The following is a 17,881-nucleotide window of genomic DNA, read 5'->3' on the forward strand; positions in this document are numbered from 1 at the left end:
ATCCCGCCCGGAGCTCAGACCCGGGCGGCCGCCTTGGCCTCGTACATCCGCAGGTCCGCGAGGTGCAGCAGCGAGGCGAAGTCGTCGCCGTCGTCCGGCGCCACCGCGATCCCCACGCTGACCCGCACGTCGACCGCGACGCCGTGCATCTCCACCGGCCGGCAGACGGCCTCGGCCAGCTCAGCGGCGATCCGGCGGGCCTCGGCGGGCGCGTCGTCGGCGGAGAGGTCGGGCAGCGCGACGAGGAACTCGTCACCGCCCAGCCGGGCCACCAGGTCGCGGCGCCGCAGCCGTCGTCGCAGCCGCACCGCCACCTCCTGCAGCAGCACGTCGCCGGCGGCGTGACCCAGCCGGTCGTTGACGGCCTTGAAGCCGTCGAGGTCGAGGAACAGCAGGGCCAGGGCGTCGCCCCGGGCGCGGGCGTCCCACAGCGCCGTCTCCACCTGCTCCTGCAGCCGGCGGCGGTTGGCCAGTCCGGTCAGCGGGTCGGTGGCCGCCAGTTCCTCGATGCGGGCGAGTGCGGCGCGGGTGCGGTCGCGTTCCTGCAGCAGTGCCCGCTCGGCCTCGACGCGCGCGGTGACGTCGACCTGCACGCCGATGTACTGGACGACGGTGCCGTCGGCGTCGCGGACCGGCGCCAGGTGCAGCTCGTTCCACCACGGGGTGCGCTCCGGCCCGCGGACGTTGAGCACCGTCTCGCGGCATTCCTCGCCGGCGGCGACGGCGGCCCGGATGCGGGCGACCGCGGCCGGGTCGGTGTCGGTGCTCTGCAGGAACCGGCAGTTGCGGCCGAGCAGCTGGTCCGCGGGCAGGCCGGCCAGCCGCTCGAACGCCGGGTTGACGTAGACCAGCGGCTGGTCGGGCAGGCGCATGTCGGCGACCGCGACCCCGCTGGGGGTGGCGTTCAGCGCCTCGATCAGGAGCGCCTCGCCGGCGGGGACGCCGGCGGCGGCCACCCGTGCCACGGCCACGGCGGCCTCGGGGCTCGGGACGTTCGCCGCGGTCGGGGCGGGCGCCGGGCCGACCCGCGGCGCGACCCGCGCCAGCAGGGAAGCGGTCGCGCGGACGACCGTCTCGCGCTCGTAGGTCAGGGCGTACTCGAACCGGCGCTCGGCGTCCGGGCCGTCGTCGCCGAGGTCGCGGGCCAGCAGGGCGGCGGAGAAGTGCGGGCTGAGGACGGCGAGGTCCCACTCGCCGCGGACCGGGTCGGCGTCGGCCAGGGTGGCGCCGCGCAGGCCCGGCAGGGGCTCCTCGGACAGCCCCTCGCCCAGCGCGCAGACGAAGGCGGTCCGCTCGACGAGGTCGCGGTAGCGCTGGGTGGTCGACGGGGTGAAGTGGCGGGCCTCCTGGAAGGTCGCGGCGACCACGGTGGTGTCGCCCATGCGCATGGCCTCGCGCTCCAGCTGCTTCGACAGCTCGATGAGCAGCGCCTTGGGTGCCCGGCGCAGCGCCGTGCCCTCCGGGAGGCAGGCGAAGGGGGAGGTGGTCTCGTCGGCGACCGTGTCGCCCCCGCGGTCGGGGAGGAGCAGCTCGCCGGTCTCCCGCCCGGGGGCCGGGCCGGGGCCCGGGCGGCCGAAGTGCCAGCCCTGCCCAAGGGTGGCGCCCAGGCCGCGGGCGACGGCCAGGTGCTGCGCGTGCTCGATGCCCTCGGCGAGGATCACCGCGCCGGTGCGCTCGGCGTAGGCGTTGACCGCGTTCATGATCGTGGCGATCTCGGGGCCGGGGCGGTCCTGGACCAGCCGCAGGTCGAGCTTGACGACGTCGGGGCGCAGCAGCGGCATGAACGCCACGGACATCGGCTCCGCGCCGACGTCGTCCACGGCCACGCCCCAGCCGACCGACCGGACCCGCTCCACGGTGCGCAGCAGCTCGGCCGGGCGCGCGGCCAGGGCCCGCTCGGTGATCTCGAGGACGACGCGCAGGCCACCCGGCGCGGACTGCGCCAGGCCCAGCAGCGTCTCCATCGGCGCCCGGTCGAGCACCTCGGGCTCCACGTTGACGAACAGCGTCAGCGGCTCGACCAGCCCCTGCTCGAGCGCGCCGTGGAGGGCAGCGGACCGGCAGATCTGGTCGAGCTCGGCCAGGCGCCCGGCGGCCCGTGCGGTGGCGAAGAGCGCGTCGGGCCGCTCCAGCGGTCCTACCGGCCCGCGAGCGAGTGCCTCGTAGGCGACGACGCGCCCGGTGTCGATCTCGACGATGGGCTGGAAGACGCTGCGGATCCCGGTCCCGTAGTCCTCGCCGGCGGCGAGGACGGCGTCGAGCGCGGCGTCGAGGGCGGGGTCGGGGGCGGAGGCTGCGTACTGGTCCACGGAGAGTCGATCGGCACCGAGCGGTCTCGGGTGCAGCCCATCGGGTACGGACCCACCCCAGCGGGGGAGGCGGTCAGCCGGGCACGGTGATCAGGACGACGGCGACGGCGGCGGTGACCAGCCCCGCGACCTGCGCCCCGACCAGCCGCTCGCGCAGCACGATCTGGGCGAGGACGACGGTGCTGACCGGGTACAGCGAGGCGAGCACGCCGGTGATCGCCAGCTGGCCGGGCGCCTGGGTGGCGAGCAGGAAGAGCGCGTTGGCCGCCATGTCGCCGATGCCGGAGACGACGATCAACGGCAGCGCGGCGCGCGGCGGGCGCAGCGAGCGGCGCCGGGTCGTGGCGATGACGAGGACCAGCAGGATCGAGGCCGACCGCGCGGCGACCAGCGGGGTGAGGCCGGAGTCGTCGCCGGTGCGGTCCAGCAGCACGAAGAAGAGCCCGAACGCCGCACCCGCGAGCAGGGCGGGCGCCAGCGCGGCCGGCCGGGCCGCCCGCAGCGCGCCGAGCCCCTCCTCGGCGGAGACCAGGGCGATCGCCACGAGCGCCAGCAGGATGCCGACGGTCGCCGCGACGCCGACGCGGTCGCCGGTGGAGACCCCGACGAGCACCGGGACGGCGGCGGCGGTCACCGCGGTGGTGGGCGCGATGACGCTCATCACGCCGCCGGCCAGCGCCCGGAAGAAGACCAGCAGCCCGGTCGACCCGGCCAGTCCGGCGGCGGCCCCCCACAGCAGCTGGGTGCCGGTGACCGGTCCGCCGAGCCAGGGGAGCAGCAGCAGGAGGGCCGCGAGGCCGGCGGCCTGGGACAGCGCCACCACCGCGAACACCGTGGCCCGGCGGCTGGCCAGGCCGCCGAGGAAGTCCGAGGCGCCGTAGACGACCGCCGACGCCAGGGCGAGGACGACCGCCACACCCCCTCCTCTCCCTCGACGAGATCTGCACGGTCGTCGCCATCGGGCGCCGACGCCGTCCACTGTGCAGATCTCGCCGAGGCGGTTCGCAGGGGGGTCGGAGAACCCACGCGCGTCGCAGCGGCCCGGCCGGGCAGAATGGCCTCCCGTGTCTGGCGCCAACGACCCCTACGACCCCAAGCAGGTCGCCGCGCTCTCCGCCGAGGCGCTCGACGAGGCGGTCGCCGCCGCGGTCGCGGCGTTCGGCGCCGCGGCCGACCTGGCCGCGCTGGCCGCCGTCCGTCCGGCGCACCTCGGTGACCGGGCGCCGGTGCTGCTGGCCCGCCGCGAGCTGGGTGCCCTGCCCCCGGCCGCCCGTTCCGACGCGGGGAAGCGGGTGAACGCCGCCCGCGTCGCCGTCACCGAGGCCTACGAGCAGCGGCTCGCGGAGCTGGAGGCCGAGCGGGACGCGCGGGCCCTGGCCGAGGAGCGGGTCGACGTCACCCTGCCGTGGGACCGGGTGCCGCGCGGCGCCCGCCACCCGCTGACCACGCTCACCGAGCGGATCGCCGACGTCTTCGTCGGCATGGGCTACGAGGTCGCCGAGGGGCCCGAGCTCGAGGCCGAGTGGCTGAACTTCGACGCGCTCAACATCGGCCGCGACCACCCGGCGCGGACGATGATGGACACCTTCTTCGTCGGGGGTGGGCCGGGTCAGGACGCCGACTCCGGCCTGGTGCTCCGGACGCACACCAGCCCGGTGCAGGCCCGCACGATGCTGTCGCGCACCCCGCCGATCTACGTCGTCGCGCCCGGGCGGGTCTACCGGACCGACGAGCTCGACGCGACGCACACCCCGGTCTTCCACCAGGTCGAGGGCCTGGCGGTCGACCGCGGGCTGACGATGGCCCACCTGCGCGGCACCCTGGACCACCTGGCCCGGTCGCTGTTCGGCGCCGAGGCGATCACCCGGTGGCGGCCGAGCTACTTCCCCTTCACCGAGCCGTCGGCGGAGTTCGACGTCTGGTTCCCCGAGCACCGCGACGGCCCGCGCTGGGTCGAGTGGGGCGGCTGCGGGATGGTCAACCCCCGGGTGCTGGTGGCCTGCGGCGTCGACCCGGAGGAGTACAGCGGCTTCGCCTTCGGCGTGGGCATCGAGCGGGCCCTGCAGTTCCGCTCCGGCGTCGGCGACATGCGCGACATCGTCGAGGGCGACGTCCGGTTCACGAGTGCGTTCGGAGTAGAGCTGTGAGAGTCCCGATCGGCTGGCTGGCCGAGTACGTCGACGTCCCCGCCGGGACGACGGTCGAGGAGCTCGACACCGCCTTCGTCCGGCTCGGCCTCGAGGTCGAGGAGATCCACCGCCCCGAGCCGGTGACCGGTCCGCTCGTGGTCGGCCGGGTGCTGGAGATCGAGGAGCTGACCGGCTTCAAGAAGCCGATCCGGTACACGCAGGTGGACGTCGGCGAGGCCGAGCCGCGGGGCATCGTGTGCGGCGCTCGCAACTTCGCGGCCGGCGATGCCGTGGTGGTCGCGCTGCCCGGCGCCGTGCTGCCCGGCGGCTTCGAGATCGCCGCCCGGAAGACCTACGACCACGTCTCCGACGGGATGATCTGCTCGGTCCGCGAGCTGGGCGTCGGCGACGACCACGCCGGGATCCTGGTGCTCGGGGACGACGCCCCGGCCCCGGGCACGCCGGCCGGGCCGCTCGTCGGGCTGGACGACGTCGTCATCGAGCTCGCGGTCACCCCCGACCGCGGCTACTGCCTGTCCATGCGCGGCATCGCCCGCGAGATGGGCACTGGCCTGGGCGTCTCCTGGCGCGACGCCGGTGAGCTGGAGATGCCCGCCTGGTCCGGCGAGCCCGCCTGGCCGGTGCGCGTCGAGGATGCCGACCGCTGCGACCGCTTCTCGATGGTCGCGCTGGAGGGCCTGGACCCGACCGCGCCGACGCCGTGGTGGATGCGCCGGCGGCTGGCCCAGTCCGGCGTCCGCAGCATCTCGCTGGCCGTCGACGTCACCAACTACGTGATGCTCGAGGTCGGCCAGCCGATGCACGCCTTCGACCGCGACGCGGTGACCGGGCCGATCGTCGTCCGCCGGGCACGGGCGGGGGAGCGGCTCACCACGCTCGACGGCGTCGACCGCGCACTCGACCCCGACGACCTGCTGATCACCGACGACACCGGCCCGATCGGCCTGGCCGCCGTCATGGGTGGGGCCTCGACGGAGATCGGCGACGGGACGACGTCGGTGCTGCTGGAGGCCGCGCACTGGGAGCCGACCGGCGTGGCCCGCACGGCCCGCCGGCACCGGCTGCCCAGCGAGGCGGCCAAGCGGTTCGAGCGCGGCGTCGACCCCGAGATGACGACCGCGGCCCTGGCCCGTGCCGCGGCACTGCTCGCCGAGTACGGCGGCGCGCGGGTGGTCGGCTCGCCGGTCGACGTCGACACCCGCGGCCCGCGCCCGGTCATCGCGCTCGAGGCCGGGAAGCCCGCCCGCGTGGCCGGGGTGCCGTACACCGACGCGCAGGTGGTCGAGCTGCTCACCGCGGTCGGCTGCTCCGTGGACGGAGAGGGCGCGCTCCGGGTCACCCCGCCGTCCTGGCGCCCGGACCTCACCGACCCGGCCGACCTGGTCGAGGAGGTCGTCCGCCTCGCCGGCATCGACGACATCCCGTCCGTGCTGCCGACCGCGCCGCCCGGCCGCGGGCTGACCGAGGCCCAGCGACGCCGCCGCGCGATCGGCCGCGCCCTGGCCGAGGCCGGCTACGTGGAGGCGCCGTCCTACCCGTTCGTCGGGGAGAAGGCCCTGGACGCCCTCGGCCTCCCCGCCGACGACGAGCGCCGCCAGGTCGTCGTCGTCCGGAACCCGCTGTCGGAGGAGGAGCCGGCGCTCCGGACGACGCTGCTGCCCGGCCTGCTCGCGACCCTGGCCCGCAACCTGGCCCGTGGCCAGCGCGACCTCGCCCTGTTCGAGCACGGCTCGGTGTTCCCGGGCGGCCGGCGCTCGCCGGCGCCGCTCCCCGGTGTCGACGCCCGGCCCGATGACGCGACGCTCGCCGCGCTCCTGGGCGCCGTCCCGGATCAGCCGTGGCACGTGGCCGTGGCGCTCACCGGCGCCCGCGAGCCGCGCGGCTGGTGGGGGCCGGGCCGGCCGGCCGAGTGGGCCGACGCGGTCGAGGCCGCCCGCCGGGTCGCCGCCGCGGCCGGGGTCGAGCTCACCGTGCGCGCCGGCGACCGCGCGCCCTGGCACCCCGGCCGGTGCGCCGAGCTGCTCGTGGGGGAGACCGTCGTCGGACACGCGGGCGAGCTGCACCCGCGGGTCTGCGCGGCCCTGGAGCTCCCGCCCCGCACGTGCGTCATGGAGCTCGACGTCGACGCGCTGCCCCCCGCCGCGGTGCCGGTCGGGCCGTCGATCTCGGCCTTCCCGCCGGTGCTGCTCGACCTCGCGTTCGTGGTGGCCGCCGAGGTGGCCGCCGCCGACGTCGAGTCCGCACTGGCGGAGGGCGCCGGAGAGCTGCTGGAGTCCGTGCGGCTGTTCGACGTCTACACCGGCACCCCCGTCCCGGAGGGGCAGAAGTCGCTGGCCTACGCGCTCACCCTGCGGGCACCGGACCGGACCCTGACCGGCGAGGAAGCCGCGGAGGTACGGCAGCGCGCCGTGGCCCTCGTCGGCGAGCGGACCGGAGCCCAGCTGCGTGGCTGACCTCTCCGGCGTCGCGCTGGTGACCGGCGCGGGATCCGGCATCGGCCGGGCCCTGGCCGAGGGCCTCGCGGCCCGCGGCATGGCCGTGGCCGGCCTGGCGCGGACCGGGGACCGGCTGCGGACGGCGATGGACGAGATCGCCGCCACCACCGGGGCGCGCACCCTGGCGGTGACCGCCGACGTCACCGACCGCGCCCAGGTGGAGGCCGCCGTCGCGGAGGTCACCGAGCAGCTGGGGCGGGTCGACCTGCTGGTGAACAACGCCGGCCAGGTCGACGCGGCCGAGGAGCCGCTGTGGGAGACCGACCCCGACCAGTGGTGGGAGGTCGTGTCGACCCACGTGCGCGGCGGGTTCCTGCTCTGCCGCGCGGTGGTGCCGTGGATGGTCCTGCGCAACCGTGGTCGGATCGTGAACATCGCCAGCGGGATGAGCCTGCGGGCCCGCCCGGAGTACTCGGCGTACTCGGTGGCGAAGACCGGCCTGATGCGGATGACCGAGGCCCTGGCCGGCGCGCTGGAGGGCACCGACGTGCACGCCTTCGACCTGGCGCCGGGCGTCGTCCGAACCCCGATGACCGAGGCCATGCCGATGCACGCCGGCCGCACCGAGTGGACGCATCCGGCGCAGGTCGTCGAGTTCGTCGCCGCGATCGCGGCCGGGGAGCTCGACGCCTGGAGCGGCCGGTTCCTGCGGGTCGGGGCCGACGACCTCGACGACGCCCGCGCCAGGGTCCCGGAGGACGCGGCGCGGCAGCTGCGGCTGCGCCCGTACGGGGACGACGACCCGCTCGCCTGACACGCTGCGGGACCGGTCCGGGCTGCCTAGGGTCGGGACCATGCTGCAGCCACCGGCGATGGCCGAGATCTCCGACGAGGACGTCAACCGCGAGCTCGCCCACCTCTACGAGAAGCGGCACGACATCCTCCGCACCGGGTCCGCCGACGCGTGGGCCAACCACCGCGAGCGCACCGACCAGCTCGAGGCCGAGTACCTGCGCCGCTTCTCCCGTGGCGTCGCCGAGGCCGAGGCCAAGCTCGCCGGCTACGGCGGCTGACGCGGGGTCGGAGAACTGTTCCCCGCACGCTCGTGCTCTGCCCACATGGGTGGGCAGAGCACGAGCGAGGCAGACCCTCAGGTGCGGGAACCCGGCATGAGGAGTCATGCATGACCGTGTATGGTCATGCATCGTGAGCACATCGCGGACGTGGACGGTCGGGGTCACCGGCGCCACCGGGTATGCAGGGGGTGAGGTGTGCCGGCTGCTGGCCGGGCACCCGGACCTCCGGCTGACCGGGGTGCACGCGGCATCGAGCGCCGGCCGACGCCTCGGTGAGCTCCAGCCCCACCTCCTTCCCTACGCCGACCTCGAGGTGCAGCCCAGCGGCATCGAGGACCTCGCCGGGTACGACGTCGTCGTCCTGGCGCTGCCGCACGGCGAGTCGGCGGCGATCGCCGCACAGCTGCCCGACGACACCCTGGTCATCGACTGCGGCGCCGACCACCGGCTCGACGACCCGGCGGCCTGGGCCCGGTGGTACGGCTCCGAGCACGCCGGCACGTGGCCGTACGGGCTCCCCGAGCTGCCCGGCCAGCGGGAGCAGCTGACCGGCGCCCGGCGGATCGCGGTCCCGGGCTGCTACCCGACCTCGGTCACGCTCGCGATGGCCCCGGCGCTGGCCGCCGGCCTGGTCGAGCCCGAGGTGGTCGTGGTCGCGGCCAGCGGCACGAGCGGCGCCGGCAAGTCGGCCAAGCCGCACCTGCTCGGCAGCGAGGTCATGGGCTCGGTGAGCGCCTACGGCGTCGGCGGGGTGCACCGGCACACGCCCGAGATGGTGCAGACCCTCTCGCAGGCCGCCGGCGGGCCCGTCTCGGTCAGCTTCACCCCCACCCTCGTGCCGATGAGCCGGGGCATCCTCGCCACCTGCTCGGCGAAGCTCGCCCCCGGCATCGACGCCGACGCCGCCCGGGCCGCCTACGCCAAGGCCTACGCCGACGAGCCGTTCGTGCACCTGCTGCCCGAGGGCCAGTGGCCGACGACGGCCCAGGTGCTCGGGGCCAACACCGTCGCGATCCAGGTCGCGGTCGACCCCGACGCCGGCCGGCTGGTCGTGGTCGCCGCGGTCGACAACCTGACCAAGGGCACCGGGGGAGCGGCGATCCAGTGCGCCAACCTCGCCCTCGGCCTGCCGGAGACCACCGGCCTGCCGCTCGTGGGGGTCGCGCCGTGAGCACCACCGCAGCGCAGGGCTTCCGGGCCGCCGGCGTCGCGGCCGGCCTCAAGTCCAGCGGCGACCCCGACGTCGCGCTGGTCGTCAACGACGGGCCGCAGGACGCCGCGGCCGCCGTCTTCACCACCAACCGCTTCCCCGCGGCGCCCGTCGTGTGGAGCCGTCAGGTGCTCGCCACCGGCCGGCTCCGGGCCGTCGTCCTCAACTCCGGGGGCGCCAACGCCTGCACCGGCCCGGAGGGCTTCGCCGACACGCATGCCACCGCCGAGCACACCGCGGCGCAGCTGGGGCTCGGCGCGATCGACGTCGCGGTCGCCAGCACCGGCCTGATCGGCATGCGGCTGCCCATGGAGAAGCTGACCGCCGGGGTCACCGCCGCCGGGAAGGCGCTGAGCGCCGCCGGCGGTCCCGACGCCGCCCGGGCGATCATGACCACCGACTCGGTGCCCAAGACCGCGGTGGCCGGGGGCGACGGCTGGACGGTCGGCGGCATGGCCAAGGGCGCGGGCATGCTCGCGCCGTCGCTGGCCACGATGCTCGTGGTGATCACCACCGACGCCGTCGTCCCGGCCGAGGTCCTGCAGCCGGCCCTGGCCACGGCCACGGGTCTGAGCTTCGAGCGGGTCGACTCCGACGGCTGCCTCTCCACCAACGACACCGTGATCGTCATGGCCAACGGCGCGAGCGGGGCGACCCCGACCGCCGCGGAGTTCACCGAGGCGCTCACCGCCGTCTGCACCGACCTGGCGATGCAGCTGCTCGGCGACGCGGAGGGCTCGACCAAGGACATCGCGATCACGGTCCGGAACGCGGCCAGCGTGCAGGACGCGCTCACCGCGGGGCGGGCCTGCGCCCGCAACAACCTGCTCAAGACCGCGCTGTTCGGCAACGACCCCAACTGGGGGCGGGTGCTCGCGGCCATCGGCACCACCGACGCCGCGTTCGAGGCCGACCGGGTCGACGTGACGATCAACGGCGTCACCGTCTGCCGGGGCGGCTCGATCGGCGACCCGCGCGAGGGCGTCGACCTCACCGGCCGGGCGATCACCATCGACGTCGACCTCGGGGCCGGCGGCGAGCAGGCGACGATCTGGACCAACGACCTGTCCATCGCCTACGTGCACGAGAACTCGGCGTACTCGACATGACGGATCACCAGGACCCGACTCCGCCCGACGTCCGGATCGACGAGCACGCGCCCGACGTCGGCGCCGTCCGCCGCCGGATCGGCACCACGCGGAAGATGCGCCAGTACGACCCGGCCGGTGACGCCGCCAAGGTCGCCGTCCTCACCGGGGCGCTGCCGTGGCTCAAGGAGTTCCACGGCAACGTCGTGGTCATCAAGTACGGCGGGCACGCGATGGTCGACGACGAGTGCCGGCGGGCGTTCGCCGACGACATGGTCTTCCTGCGGACCTGCGGGATCCTGCCCGTCGTCGTGCACGGCGGCGGTCCGCAGATCACCGAGATGCTCGGCCGGCTGGGGATCTCCAGCGAGTTCCGCGGCGGGCTGCGGGTGACCACCGAGGAGACGATCGACGTCGTCCGCATGGTGCTCACCGGTCAGGTCACCCCCGAGGTGGTCGGGCTGATCAACCAGCACGGCCCCCTCGCCGTGGGCCTGTCCGGCGAGGACGGCGGCCTGTTCCGTGCCGAGCGGACGACGGCGCTGGTCGAGGGCGAGCCGGTGGACATCGGCCTGGTCGGGAACGTGGTCGAGGTCGACCCCGGCCCCGTGCGGGCGCTGCTGGACTCCGGGCACATCCCGGTGATCGCCACCGTCGCGCCCGACGCCGACGGCGTGGTGCACAACGTCAACGCCGACACCGCCGCCGCCGCGGTGGCCGTCGCGCTGGACGCGGTGAAGCTCGTCGTCCTCACCGACGTCGAGGGCCTCTACGCCGACTGGCCCGACCGCGGGTCGCTGGTGCAGCAGATCGACGCCGCGGAGCTCGCCGAGATCCTCCCGGACCTGGACTCCGGGATGGTCCCGAAGATGGCCGCCTGCCTGCGGGCGGTCGAGGGCGGGGTGAAGCGGGCGACCGTCGTCGACGGCCGGACCCCGCACGCCCTGCTGCTGGAGATGTTCACGAGTGAAGGCACCGGGACGATGGTCGTCCCTGCCCGGACGGACGGAGAGGAGCCAGCACCATGACCCGCACCGAGGAGCTGGCCAGCCGCTGGTCGGCCGTGATGATGGGCAACTACAAGACCCCGCCGGTCGCGCTGGCCCGGGGCGAGGGCTCGACCGTCTGGGACGTCGACGGCCGCGAGTACACCGACCTGCTCGGTGGCATCGCGACGACGATCCTCGGGCACGCGCACCCCAAGGTCGTCGAGGCGATCACGACGCAGGCGCAGACCCTCGGGCACGTCTCCAACCTGGCCATGCACGAGCCGGGGGTGCTCCTCGCCGAGCGGCTGCTCGAGCTCGCCGGGCGGCCGGGCCGGGTCTTCTTCTGCAACTCCGGCGCCGAGGCCAACGAGGCCGCGTTCAAGATCAGCCGGCTGACCGGCCGCACCGAGGTGATCACCGCGGAGGGCGCCTTCCACGGCCGCACCATGGGCGCGCTCGCGCTCACCGGCCAGCCGTCGAAGGCCGCGGCGTTCGCGCCGCTGCCGGGCGGGGTCCGGTACGTGCCCTACGGCGACGCCGATGCCCTCACCGGCACCGTCTCCGGCGCCACCGCGATGGTGCTGCTCGAGCCGATGCTGGGGGAGGGCGGCGTGCAGCCCCCGCCGCCGGGCTACCTGGCGACGGCTGCCTCGGCCGCGGCCGACGCGGGCGCGCTGTTCGCCCTCGACGAGGTGCAGACCGGCATCGGCCGCACCGGCCACTGGTTCGCCCACCAGGCCGAGGGCCTGCACCCCGACGTCATCACCCTGGCCAAGGCGCTGGGTGGCGGGCTGCCCCTCGGCGCCACGCTGGCCTTCGGGGACGCCGCCGAGCTGATGACGGCCGGCGCCCACGGCTCGACCTTCGGTGGGAACCCGATCGCCGCGGCCGCCGCGCTCGCGGTGCTCGACACCATCCGCGACGAGGGCCTGCTGGAGCGCGCCAAGGAGCTCGAGCACCGGTTCACCGCCGGCATCGAGGGGCTCGGGCACACGTCGGTGTCCGGCGTCCGGGGGAGGGGTGCGCTCCTCGGCGTCGTCCTCACCGCACCGCTCGCGGCCGCGGCCGAGGCCGCGCTGCGCGACGCCGGGTTCCTCGTGAACGCCGTCGCCCCCGACGTGATCCGGCTGGCCCCCTCCCTGGTGGTCACCGACGAGCAGGTCGACGCCTTCGTCGCCGCCCTGCCCGCGGCGCTGGACACGGCGGCCGAGCAGTGACCCGGCACTTCCTGCGGGACGACGACCTGTCGCCCGCCGAGCAGGCCGAGGTCCTGGCACTGGCCGCGGAGCTCAAGCGCACCCGGCACTCCGAGGAGGCACCGACCCCGCTGCGCGCCCCGAACGGCGTGCCGCGGGCGGTCGCGGTGCTGTTCGACAAGCCCTCCACCCGCACGCGCGTGTCGTTCTCCGTGGGCGTCGCCGAGCTCGGCGGCTACCCGCTCGTCATCGACGCCGCCAGCAGCCAGCTCGGCCGCGGCGAGCCGATCGACGACACCGCCCGGGTGCTCGACCGGCAGGTCTCGGCGATCGTCTGGCGCACCTTCGGCCAGGACCGCATCGAGGCCATGGCCGCGGCCAGCAGCGTGCCGGTGGTCAACGCGCTCACCGACGAGTTCCACCCCTGCCAGATCCTCGCCGACCTGCAGACGATCGCCGAGCACAAGGGCGACCTGGCCGGGCTGACCATGAGCTACCTCGGCGACGGCGCCAACAACATGGCGCACTCCTACCTGCTCGGTGGGGCCACCGCCGGCATGCACGTGCGGATCGGCTCGCCGGCGGAGTTCCAGCCCGATCCGTCGGTGCTGAAGCGGGCGGAGGAGATCGCCGCGGAGACCGGCGGCTCGGTGCAGTGGACCGCCGACCCCGCCGCCGCGGCCGACGGTGCCGACGTCCTCGTCACCGACACCTGGGTGTCGATGGGGCAGGAGTCGGAGTACGAGGAGCGCATCGCGCCGTTCCTGCCGTACGCCGTCGACGAGGCGGCGCTCGCGCGGGCGGCGACGCACGCCGTCGTGCTGCACTGCCTCCCGGCCTACCGCGGCAAGGAGATCGCCGCCGCCGTCATCGACGGCCCGCAGAGCGTGGTCTGGGACGAGGCGGAGAACCGGCTGCACGCCCAGAAGGCCGTGCTCGTCTGGCTGCTGGAGCGATCCGGCCGATGACCGGCGCGCTGTCCCGCAGCGCCCGCCAGGCGCGCATCCGGGAGCTGATCGAGGCCCAGGCCGTCACCTCCCAGACGCAGCTGGCGGCGCTGCTGGCGCAGTCCGGGGTCGAGGTCACCCAGGCCACGCTGTCGCGGGACCTCGACGAGCTGGGCGCTGTCAAGATGCGCGGCTCGGACGGCGCCCCCGCGAGCTACGTCCTCCCCCCGGAGAACGCGCCGCTGCGGCCGGCGCAGGCGGCACCGGCCCGGCTCACCCGGCTGCTGGCCGACCTGCTCACCAGCGCCGAGGGCAGCGCCAACCTCGCCGTCCTGCGCACGCCGCCGGGCGCCGCGCAGTTCCTCGCGTCCGCCTTGGACAAGGTCGGCCTCCCCGACGTCCTGGGCACCATCGCCGGGGACGACACTGTCCTGGCGATCTCCCGCGAGCCCGACGGCGGCCCGGCGTTGGCCGAGCGGCTCGCGGCGCTCGCCCGGCGCACCCCGCCGGTGTACCCCGAACTGAACGCCGACCTCGAGGAGCCCACCCCGTGACCGCCGACGCCCAGCCCTCGCAGACCCGGCTGTGGGGTGGCCGCTTCGGCGGCGGGCCCTCACCGGCGATGGCCGCGCTGAGCAAGTCGACGCACTTCGACTGGGCCCTGGCCCCCTTCGACCTGGCCTGCTCCCGCGCGCACGCCCGGGTGCTGCACCGCGGTGGCCTGCTCACCGACGACGAGCTGACCGCGATGGTCGGCGCCCTCACCGAGCTCTCCGCCGAGGTCGCCGACGGCACCTTCGGCCCGCAGGAGTCCGACGAGGACGTGCACGAGGCGCTCGAGCGCGGCCTCACCGAGAAGCTCGGCGCCCTGGGCGGGAAGCTGCGCGCCGGTCGCAGCCGCAACGACCAGATCGCCACGGACCTGCGGCTGTACCTGCGCCACCACGTGCGCGCGCTGGTCGGCGAGCTGGCCTCGCTGGAGTACGCGCTGGTCGGCCTGGCCGAGCGGTACCAGGACGTCGCCGCCCCCGGGATGACGCACCTGCAGCACGCCCAGCCGATCCTGATCGCCCACCAGCTGCTGGCGCACGCGCACGCGATCGCCCGCGACGTCGACCGGCTGCAGGACTGGGACCGCCGCACCGCCGTCAGCCCCTACGGTTCCGGCGCGCTCGCCGGCTCCTCGCTGCCGCTGGACCCCGACGCCGTCGCCGCCGAGCTCGGCTTCGACCGGGCTTGCGACAACTCGATCGACGGCGTCAGCGACCGCGACTTCGCCGCCGAGTTCTGCTTCGCCGCGGCGTTGCTCGGCGTCCACCTCTCCCGGCTGGGGGAGGAGGTCGTCCTCTGGACGTCGACCGAGTTCGGCTGGGCGCGGCTCGACGACGCCTGGGCGACCGGGTCGTCGATCATGCCGCAGAAGAAGAACCCCGACATCGCCGAGCTGGCCCGCGGCAAGTCCGGCCGGTTCGTCGGCAACCTGACCGGCCTGCTCACGATGCTCAAGGGCCTGCCGCTGGCCTACGACCGGGACCTGCAGGAGGACAAGGAGCCGGTCTTCGACTCCATGGAGCAGCTGCTCCTGCTCCTGCCCGCGGTGACCGGGATGATCGCCACCCTCACCCTGCGGCCGGAGGCACTCGAGGCGGCTGCCCCGCAGGGGTTCGCGCTCGCCACGGACGTCGCCGAGTGGCTGGTCCGGGAGGGCGTGCCGTTCCGGTCGGCGCACGAGATCTCCGGCGCGATGGTCGCCTTCTGCGAGTCCGCCGGTCTCGAGCTCGACGAGCTGGACGACGACCAGCTGGCCGGCATCGACGAGCGGCTCACCCCCGACGTCCGCTCGGTCCTCTCGGTGCGCGGTGCGCTGGCCGCCCGCAAGGCCCGCGGCGGGACGGCGCCGGAGCGGGTCGCCGGTCAGCTGACCCAGCTGGCCGAGCTGGCCCGGCAGCACGCCGAGTGGTCGACGTCGTCCCCGGTGGCCGCGGCTCTCTGACCGTGGACGTCGGCCCGTCGGTGACCGCCGAGCAGCTCCTCGGTCCGGTCGACGTCGTCGCGCCTTCCCTGCTGGGGTGCTGGGTGGTGACCGACCGGCCCGAGGGGCAGGTGGCGCTGCGGCTGACCGAGGTCGAGGCGTACTCGGGGGCGGGGGAGGACCCGGCGTCGCACGCCCACCGCGGGCCGACCCCGCGGGCGGCGATCATGTTCGGCCCGCCCGGACGGCTGTACGTGTACTTCAGCTACGGCGTGCACTGGTGCGCGAACGTCGTCGTCGGTCCGGAGGGCCGCGGGTCGGCGGTGCTGCTCCGGGCCGGCGAGGTCGTGGCGGGGGAGTCCCTGGCCCGGTCCCACCGTCCCGCGGCGCGGGTGTCGCGCGACCTCGCACGGGGGCCGGCCCGGCTCACCCAGGCGCTGGCGATCGGCCCGGACGACCGCGGGGCGGACCTGCTCGACCCGGCGTCCCCGGTCCGGTTGCACACCGGTCCGCCACCGGCGACGGTCTCGGCCGGCCCCCGGGTCGGGATCAGCGTGGCGACCGACCTGCCGTGGCGGTTCTGGGATCCCGCGTCGGACACGGTGAGCGCGTTCCGGCCGGGTGGTCGTCGGCGTGGTGGCGGCGCCGGGGCAGGATCGACCCCGTGACCGACGTGATCGACGAGCTGCACCGGCGCGGGCTGATCGCCCAGACCACCGACGAGGAGGCGCTGCGCGCGCACCTGGCCGCCGGACCGGTCACCTACTACTGCGGCTTCGACCCGACCGCACCGAGCCTGCACGTGGGGAGTCTGCTGCAGTACATGGTGCTGCGGGCGCTGCAGCGGGCCGGACACCAGCCGATCGTGCTGGTCGGTGGTGCCACGGGCCTGATCGGCGATCCCCGGCCGACGGCGGAGCGCCAGCTCAACGAGCGCGAGACCGTCGCCGAGTGGGTGGACAGCATCCGCCGGCAGGTCGCGCCCTTCCTCGAGGTGCCGGCGCAGCGCGAGGGGCTGCGGGCCCCGATCTACGTCGACAACCTGTCGTGGACCGGGCCGCTGTCGGCGATCGACCTGCTCCGCGACCTCGGCAAGCACTTCCGGGTGAGCCGGATGCTGGCCAAGGAGGCGGTCTCCGCCCGGCTCAACTCCGACGCGGGGATCAGCTACACCGAGTTCAGCTACCAGATCCTGCAGGCCAACGACTTCCGCGAGCTGTTCCGCCGGCACGGCTGCACGCTGCAGAGCGGCGGCTCGGACCAGTGGGGCAACCTCACGGCCGGCATCGACCTGGTGCGCCGGACCGAGGGCGCCGCGGTGCACGCCCTGTCGACCCCGCTGGTCACCAAGGCGGACGGTCAGAAGTTCGGCAAGAGCGAGAGCGGCACGGTGTGGCTCGACCCCTCGCTCACCTCGCCGTACGCGTTCTTCCAGTTCTGGCTGAACGCCGACGACGCCGATGCCCTGACGTGGCTGCCGCTGTTCTCGGAGCGGCCCGCGGAGGAGCTCGCGGCCCTGGTGGCCGAGAGCACCGAGCGGCCGGCCTCGCGGGCGGCCCAGCGCGCCCTGGCCGAGGAACTGACGCTGCTGGTGCACGGGCCGGAGGAGCTGCGGCAGGCCGAGGCGGCGGGTCGTGCGCTGTTCGGGCGCGACGAGCTGTCCGCCCTGGGCCCGGAGACCCTCGGGGCCGCGCTGCGGGAGGCAGGGAGCGTGACCGTGGACGGCGAGGTCCCCTCGGTCGCCCACCTGCTCCAGCTCACCGGTCTGGCCGCCAGCCTCTCCGACGCCCGGCGGACGGTGAAGGAGGGCGGGGCCTACCTGAACAACGAGCGGGTGACCGACGCCGAGGCCGTGCCGGGGGACGACGCGTGGCTGCCCGGAGGGTGGCTCGTGCTGCGCCGGGGCAAGCGGGCCGTGGCCGGTGTGCAGCGCGCCCCGTCCGCGCCCTGAGGACCCCTCTGGCGTGTGAACGCCAGGTGACGCGCCGGTTCCGGCCGGGTGTCGACCGTCACCCCCGGACCGGTTTGACACGGCCTCCGGCGGGCGCGTAACTTTCTCTCTGCGCCGCGCGAGACCCCGGGAGGGGCCGCGAGGAGGGGCCCGCGAGGGTCCGCCCCGTAGCGGCGTAGAGTGGACAAGCCGCAGTTGAAGAGGGCCTCTCCGGGGGTCTGGTTCTTCGCGCGTCCGTTCCTTGAGAACTCAACAGCGTGCCGAAAGTCAGTGCCAAGTAATACCCCGTGCACTGTTCTTCCCTTTGGGTTGGATGGTGCTGGGATTCCTTTGGTTGATTGATTCCGCGAGTGTCAGCTCGCGGTTCTCAGCCGTGATCAAATCATCTACGGAGAGTTTGATCCTGGCTCAGGACGAACGCTGGCGGCGTGCTTAACACATGCAAGTCGAACGGTGAACCCGCTTCGGTGGGGGATCAGTGGCGAACGGGTGAGTAACACGTGGGCAACCTGCCCTCAGCTCTGGGATAACTCCAAGAAATTGGGGCTAATACCGGAT

General features: G+C 74.9%; 15 protein-coding genes and 1 rRNA gene. 14 read left to right on the top strand and 2 right to left on the bottom strand.

The window, feature by feature from the left end; genetic code table 11:
- Positions 1-14: 14 nt before the first annotated feature.
- Positions 15-2,309 carry a diguanylate cyclase domain-containing protein gene (locus tag N555_RS0105680; RefSeq protein ID WP_034508933.1) on the bottom strand — a complete coding sequence of 765 codons (2,295 nt, stop codon included), beginning with the start codon at positions 2,307-2,309 and terminating at the stop codon, positions 15-17.
- Positions 2,310-2,382: 73 nt separating this feature from the next.
- A complete protein-coding gene (locus N555_RS0105685; protein ID WP_029430529.1) occupies positions 2,383-3,225 on the bottom strand; it encodes a DMT family transporter in 843 nt (280 codons plus the stop codon).
- A gap of 148 nt (positions 3,226-3,373) precedes the next feature.
- On the opposite strand from N555_RS0105685, the gene pheS reads away from it, so the two are divergent.
- From pheS to N555_RS0105755, 14 genes are all read left to right on the top strand, one after another.
- A complete protein-coding gene (gene pheS, locus N555_RS0105690; protein ID WP_029430530.1) occupies positions 3,374-4,456 on the top strand; it encodes a phenylalanine--tRNA ligase subunit alpha in 1,083 nt (360 codons plus the stop codon).
- Entirely contained in the window at positions 4,453-6,912 is a 2,460-nt protein-coding gene (pheT, locus tag N555_RS0105695; protein ID WP_029430531.1) for a phenylalanine--tRNA ligase subunit beta, read from the top strand. Before pheS ends, pheT begins: the two co-directional genes overlap by 4 nt.
- Complete coding sequence (locus N555_RS0105700; RefSeq protein WP_029430532.1) at positions 6,905-7,708, top strand: SDR family NAD(P)-dependent oxidoreductase; 804 nt, start codon at positions 6,905-6,907, stop codon at positions 7,706-7,708. The genes pheT and N555_RS0105700 overlap by 8 nt, the downstream gene beginning before the upstream one ends.
- Before the next feature lie 40 nt (positions 7,709-7,748).
- Positions 7,749-7,967 carry a DUF6158 family protein gene (locus N555_RS25630; protein WP_034508936.1) on the top strand — a complete coding sequence of 73 codons (219 nt, stop codon included), beginning with the start codon at positions 7,749-7,751 and terminating at the stop codon, positions 7,965-7,967.
- Positions 7,968-8,100: 133 nt separating this feature from the next.
- Entirely contained in the window at positions 8,101-9,141 is a 1,041-nt protein-coding gene (gene argC / locus N555_RS0105710; RefSeq protein ID WP_029430533.1) for an N-acetyl-gamma-glutamyl-phosphate reductase, read from the top strand.
- Complete coding sequence (argJ, locus tag N555_RS0105715) at positions 9,138-10,289, top strand: bifunctional glutamate N-acetyltransferase/amino-acid acetyltransferase ArgJ (protein ID WP_029430534.1); 1,152 nt, start codon at positions 9,138-9,140, stop codon at positions 10,287-10,289. The genes argC and argJ overlap by 4 nt, the downstream gene beginning before the upstream one ends.
- Positions 10,286-11,296 carry an acetylglutamate kinase gene (gene argB / locus N555_RS0105720; protein ID WP_029430535.1) on the top strand — a complete coding sequence of 337 codons (1,011 nt, stop codon included), beginning with the start codon at positions 10,286-10,288 and terminating at the stop codon, positions 11,294-11,296. Before argJ ends, argB begins: the two co-directional genes overlap by 4 nt.
- The gene (locus N555_RS0105725) at positions 11,293-12,474 is read left to right on the top strand and encodes an acetylornithine transaminase (protein WP_029430536.1); all 1,182 of its coding nucleotides are present in this window, start codon (positions 11,293-11,295) and stop codon (positions 12,472-12,474) included. The genes argB and N555_RS0105725 overlap by 4 nt, the downstream gene beginning before the upstream one ends.
- Positions 12,471-13,421 (top strand): ornithine carbamoyltransferase, encoded by a 951-nt coding sequence (gene argF / locus N555_RS0105730; RefSeq protein WP_029430537.1) that lies wholly within the window; start codon positions 12,471-12,473, stop codon positions 13,419-13,421. Before N555_RS0105725 ends, argF begins: the two co-directional genes overlap by 4 nt.
- Positions 13,418-13,954, top strand: a complete 537-nt coding sequence (locus N555_RS0105735; protein WP_034508939.1) for an arginine repressor — start codon at positions 13,418-13,420, stop codon at positions 13,952-13,954. Before argF ends, N555_RS0105735 begins: the two co-directional genes overlap by 4 nt.
- Complete coding sequence (gene argH, locus N555_RS0105740) at positions 13,951-15,393, top strand: argininosuccinate lyase (protein WP_029430539.1); 1,443 nt, start codon at positions 13,951-13,953, stop codon at positions 15,391-15,393. The genes N555_RS0105735 and argH overlap by 4 nt, the downstream gene beginning before the upstream one ends.
- A complete protein-coding gene (locus tag N555_RS0105745) occupies positions 15,357-16,040 on the top strand; it encodes a DNA-3-methyladenine glycosylase (protein ID WP_231502612.1) in 684 nt (227 codons plus the stop codon). The genes argH and N555_RS0105745 overlap by 37 nt, the downstream gene beginning before the upstream one ends.
- The gene (tyrS, locus tag N555_RS0105750) at positions 16,037-17,323 is read left to right on the top strand and encodes a tyrosine--tRNA ligase (protein WP_029430541.1); all 1,287 of its coding nucleotides are present in this window, start codon (positions 16,037-16,039) and stop codon (positions 17,321-17,323) included. Before N555_RS0105745 ends, tyrS begins: the two co-directional genes overlap by 4 nt.
- 385 nt (positions 17,324-17,708) lie before the next feature.
- Positions 17,709-17,881 (top strand): 16S ribosomal RNA (locus N555_RS0105755); the annotation flags it as partial.

Origin of the sequence: Blastococcus sp. URHD0036, assembly GCF_000701365.1 — a bacterium.
Taxonomy (GTDB): Bacteria; Actinomycetota; Actinomycetes; order Mycobacteriales; family Geodermatophilaceae; genus Trujillonella.

Excerpts from the sequence above, each read along its gene's own strand:
- N555_RS25630 (WP_034508936.1), top strand. The coding sequence starts at position 7,749 with ATGCTGCAGCCACCGGCGATGGCCGAGATCTCCGACGAGGACGTCAAC.
- N555_RS0105725 (WP_029430536.1), top strand. The coding sequence starts at position 11,293 with ATGACCCGCACCGAGGAGCTGGCCAGCCGCTGGTCGGCCGTGATGATG.
- N555_RS0105735 (WP_034508939.1), top strand. The coding sequence starts at position 13,418 with ATGACCGGCGCGCTGTCCCGCAGCGCCCGCCAGGCGCGCATCCGGGAG.
- argB (WP_029430535.1), top strand. The coding sequence starts at position 10,286 with ATGACGGATCACCAGGACCCGACTCCGCCCGACGTCCGGATCGACGAG.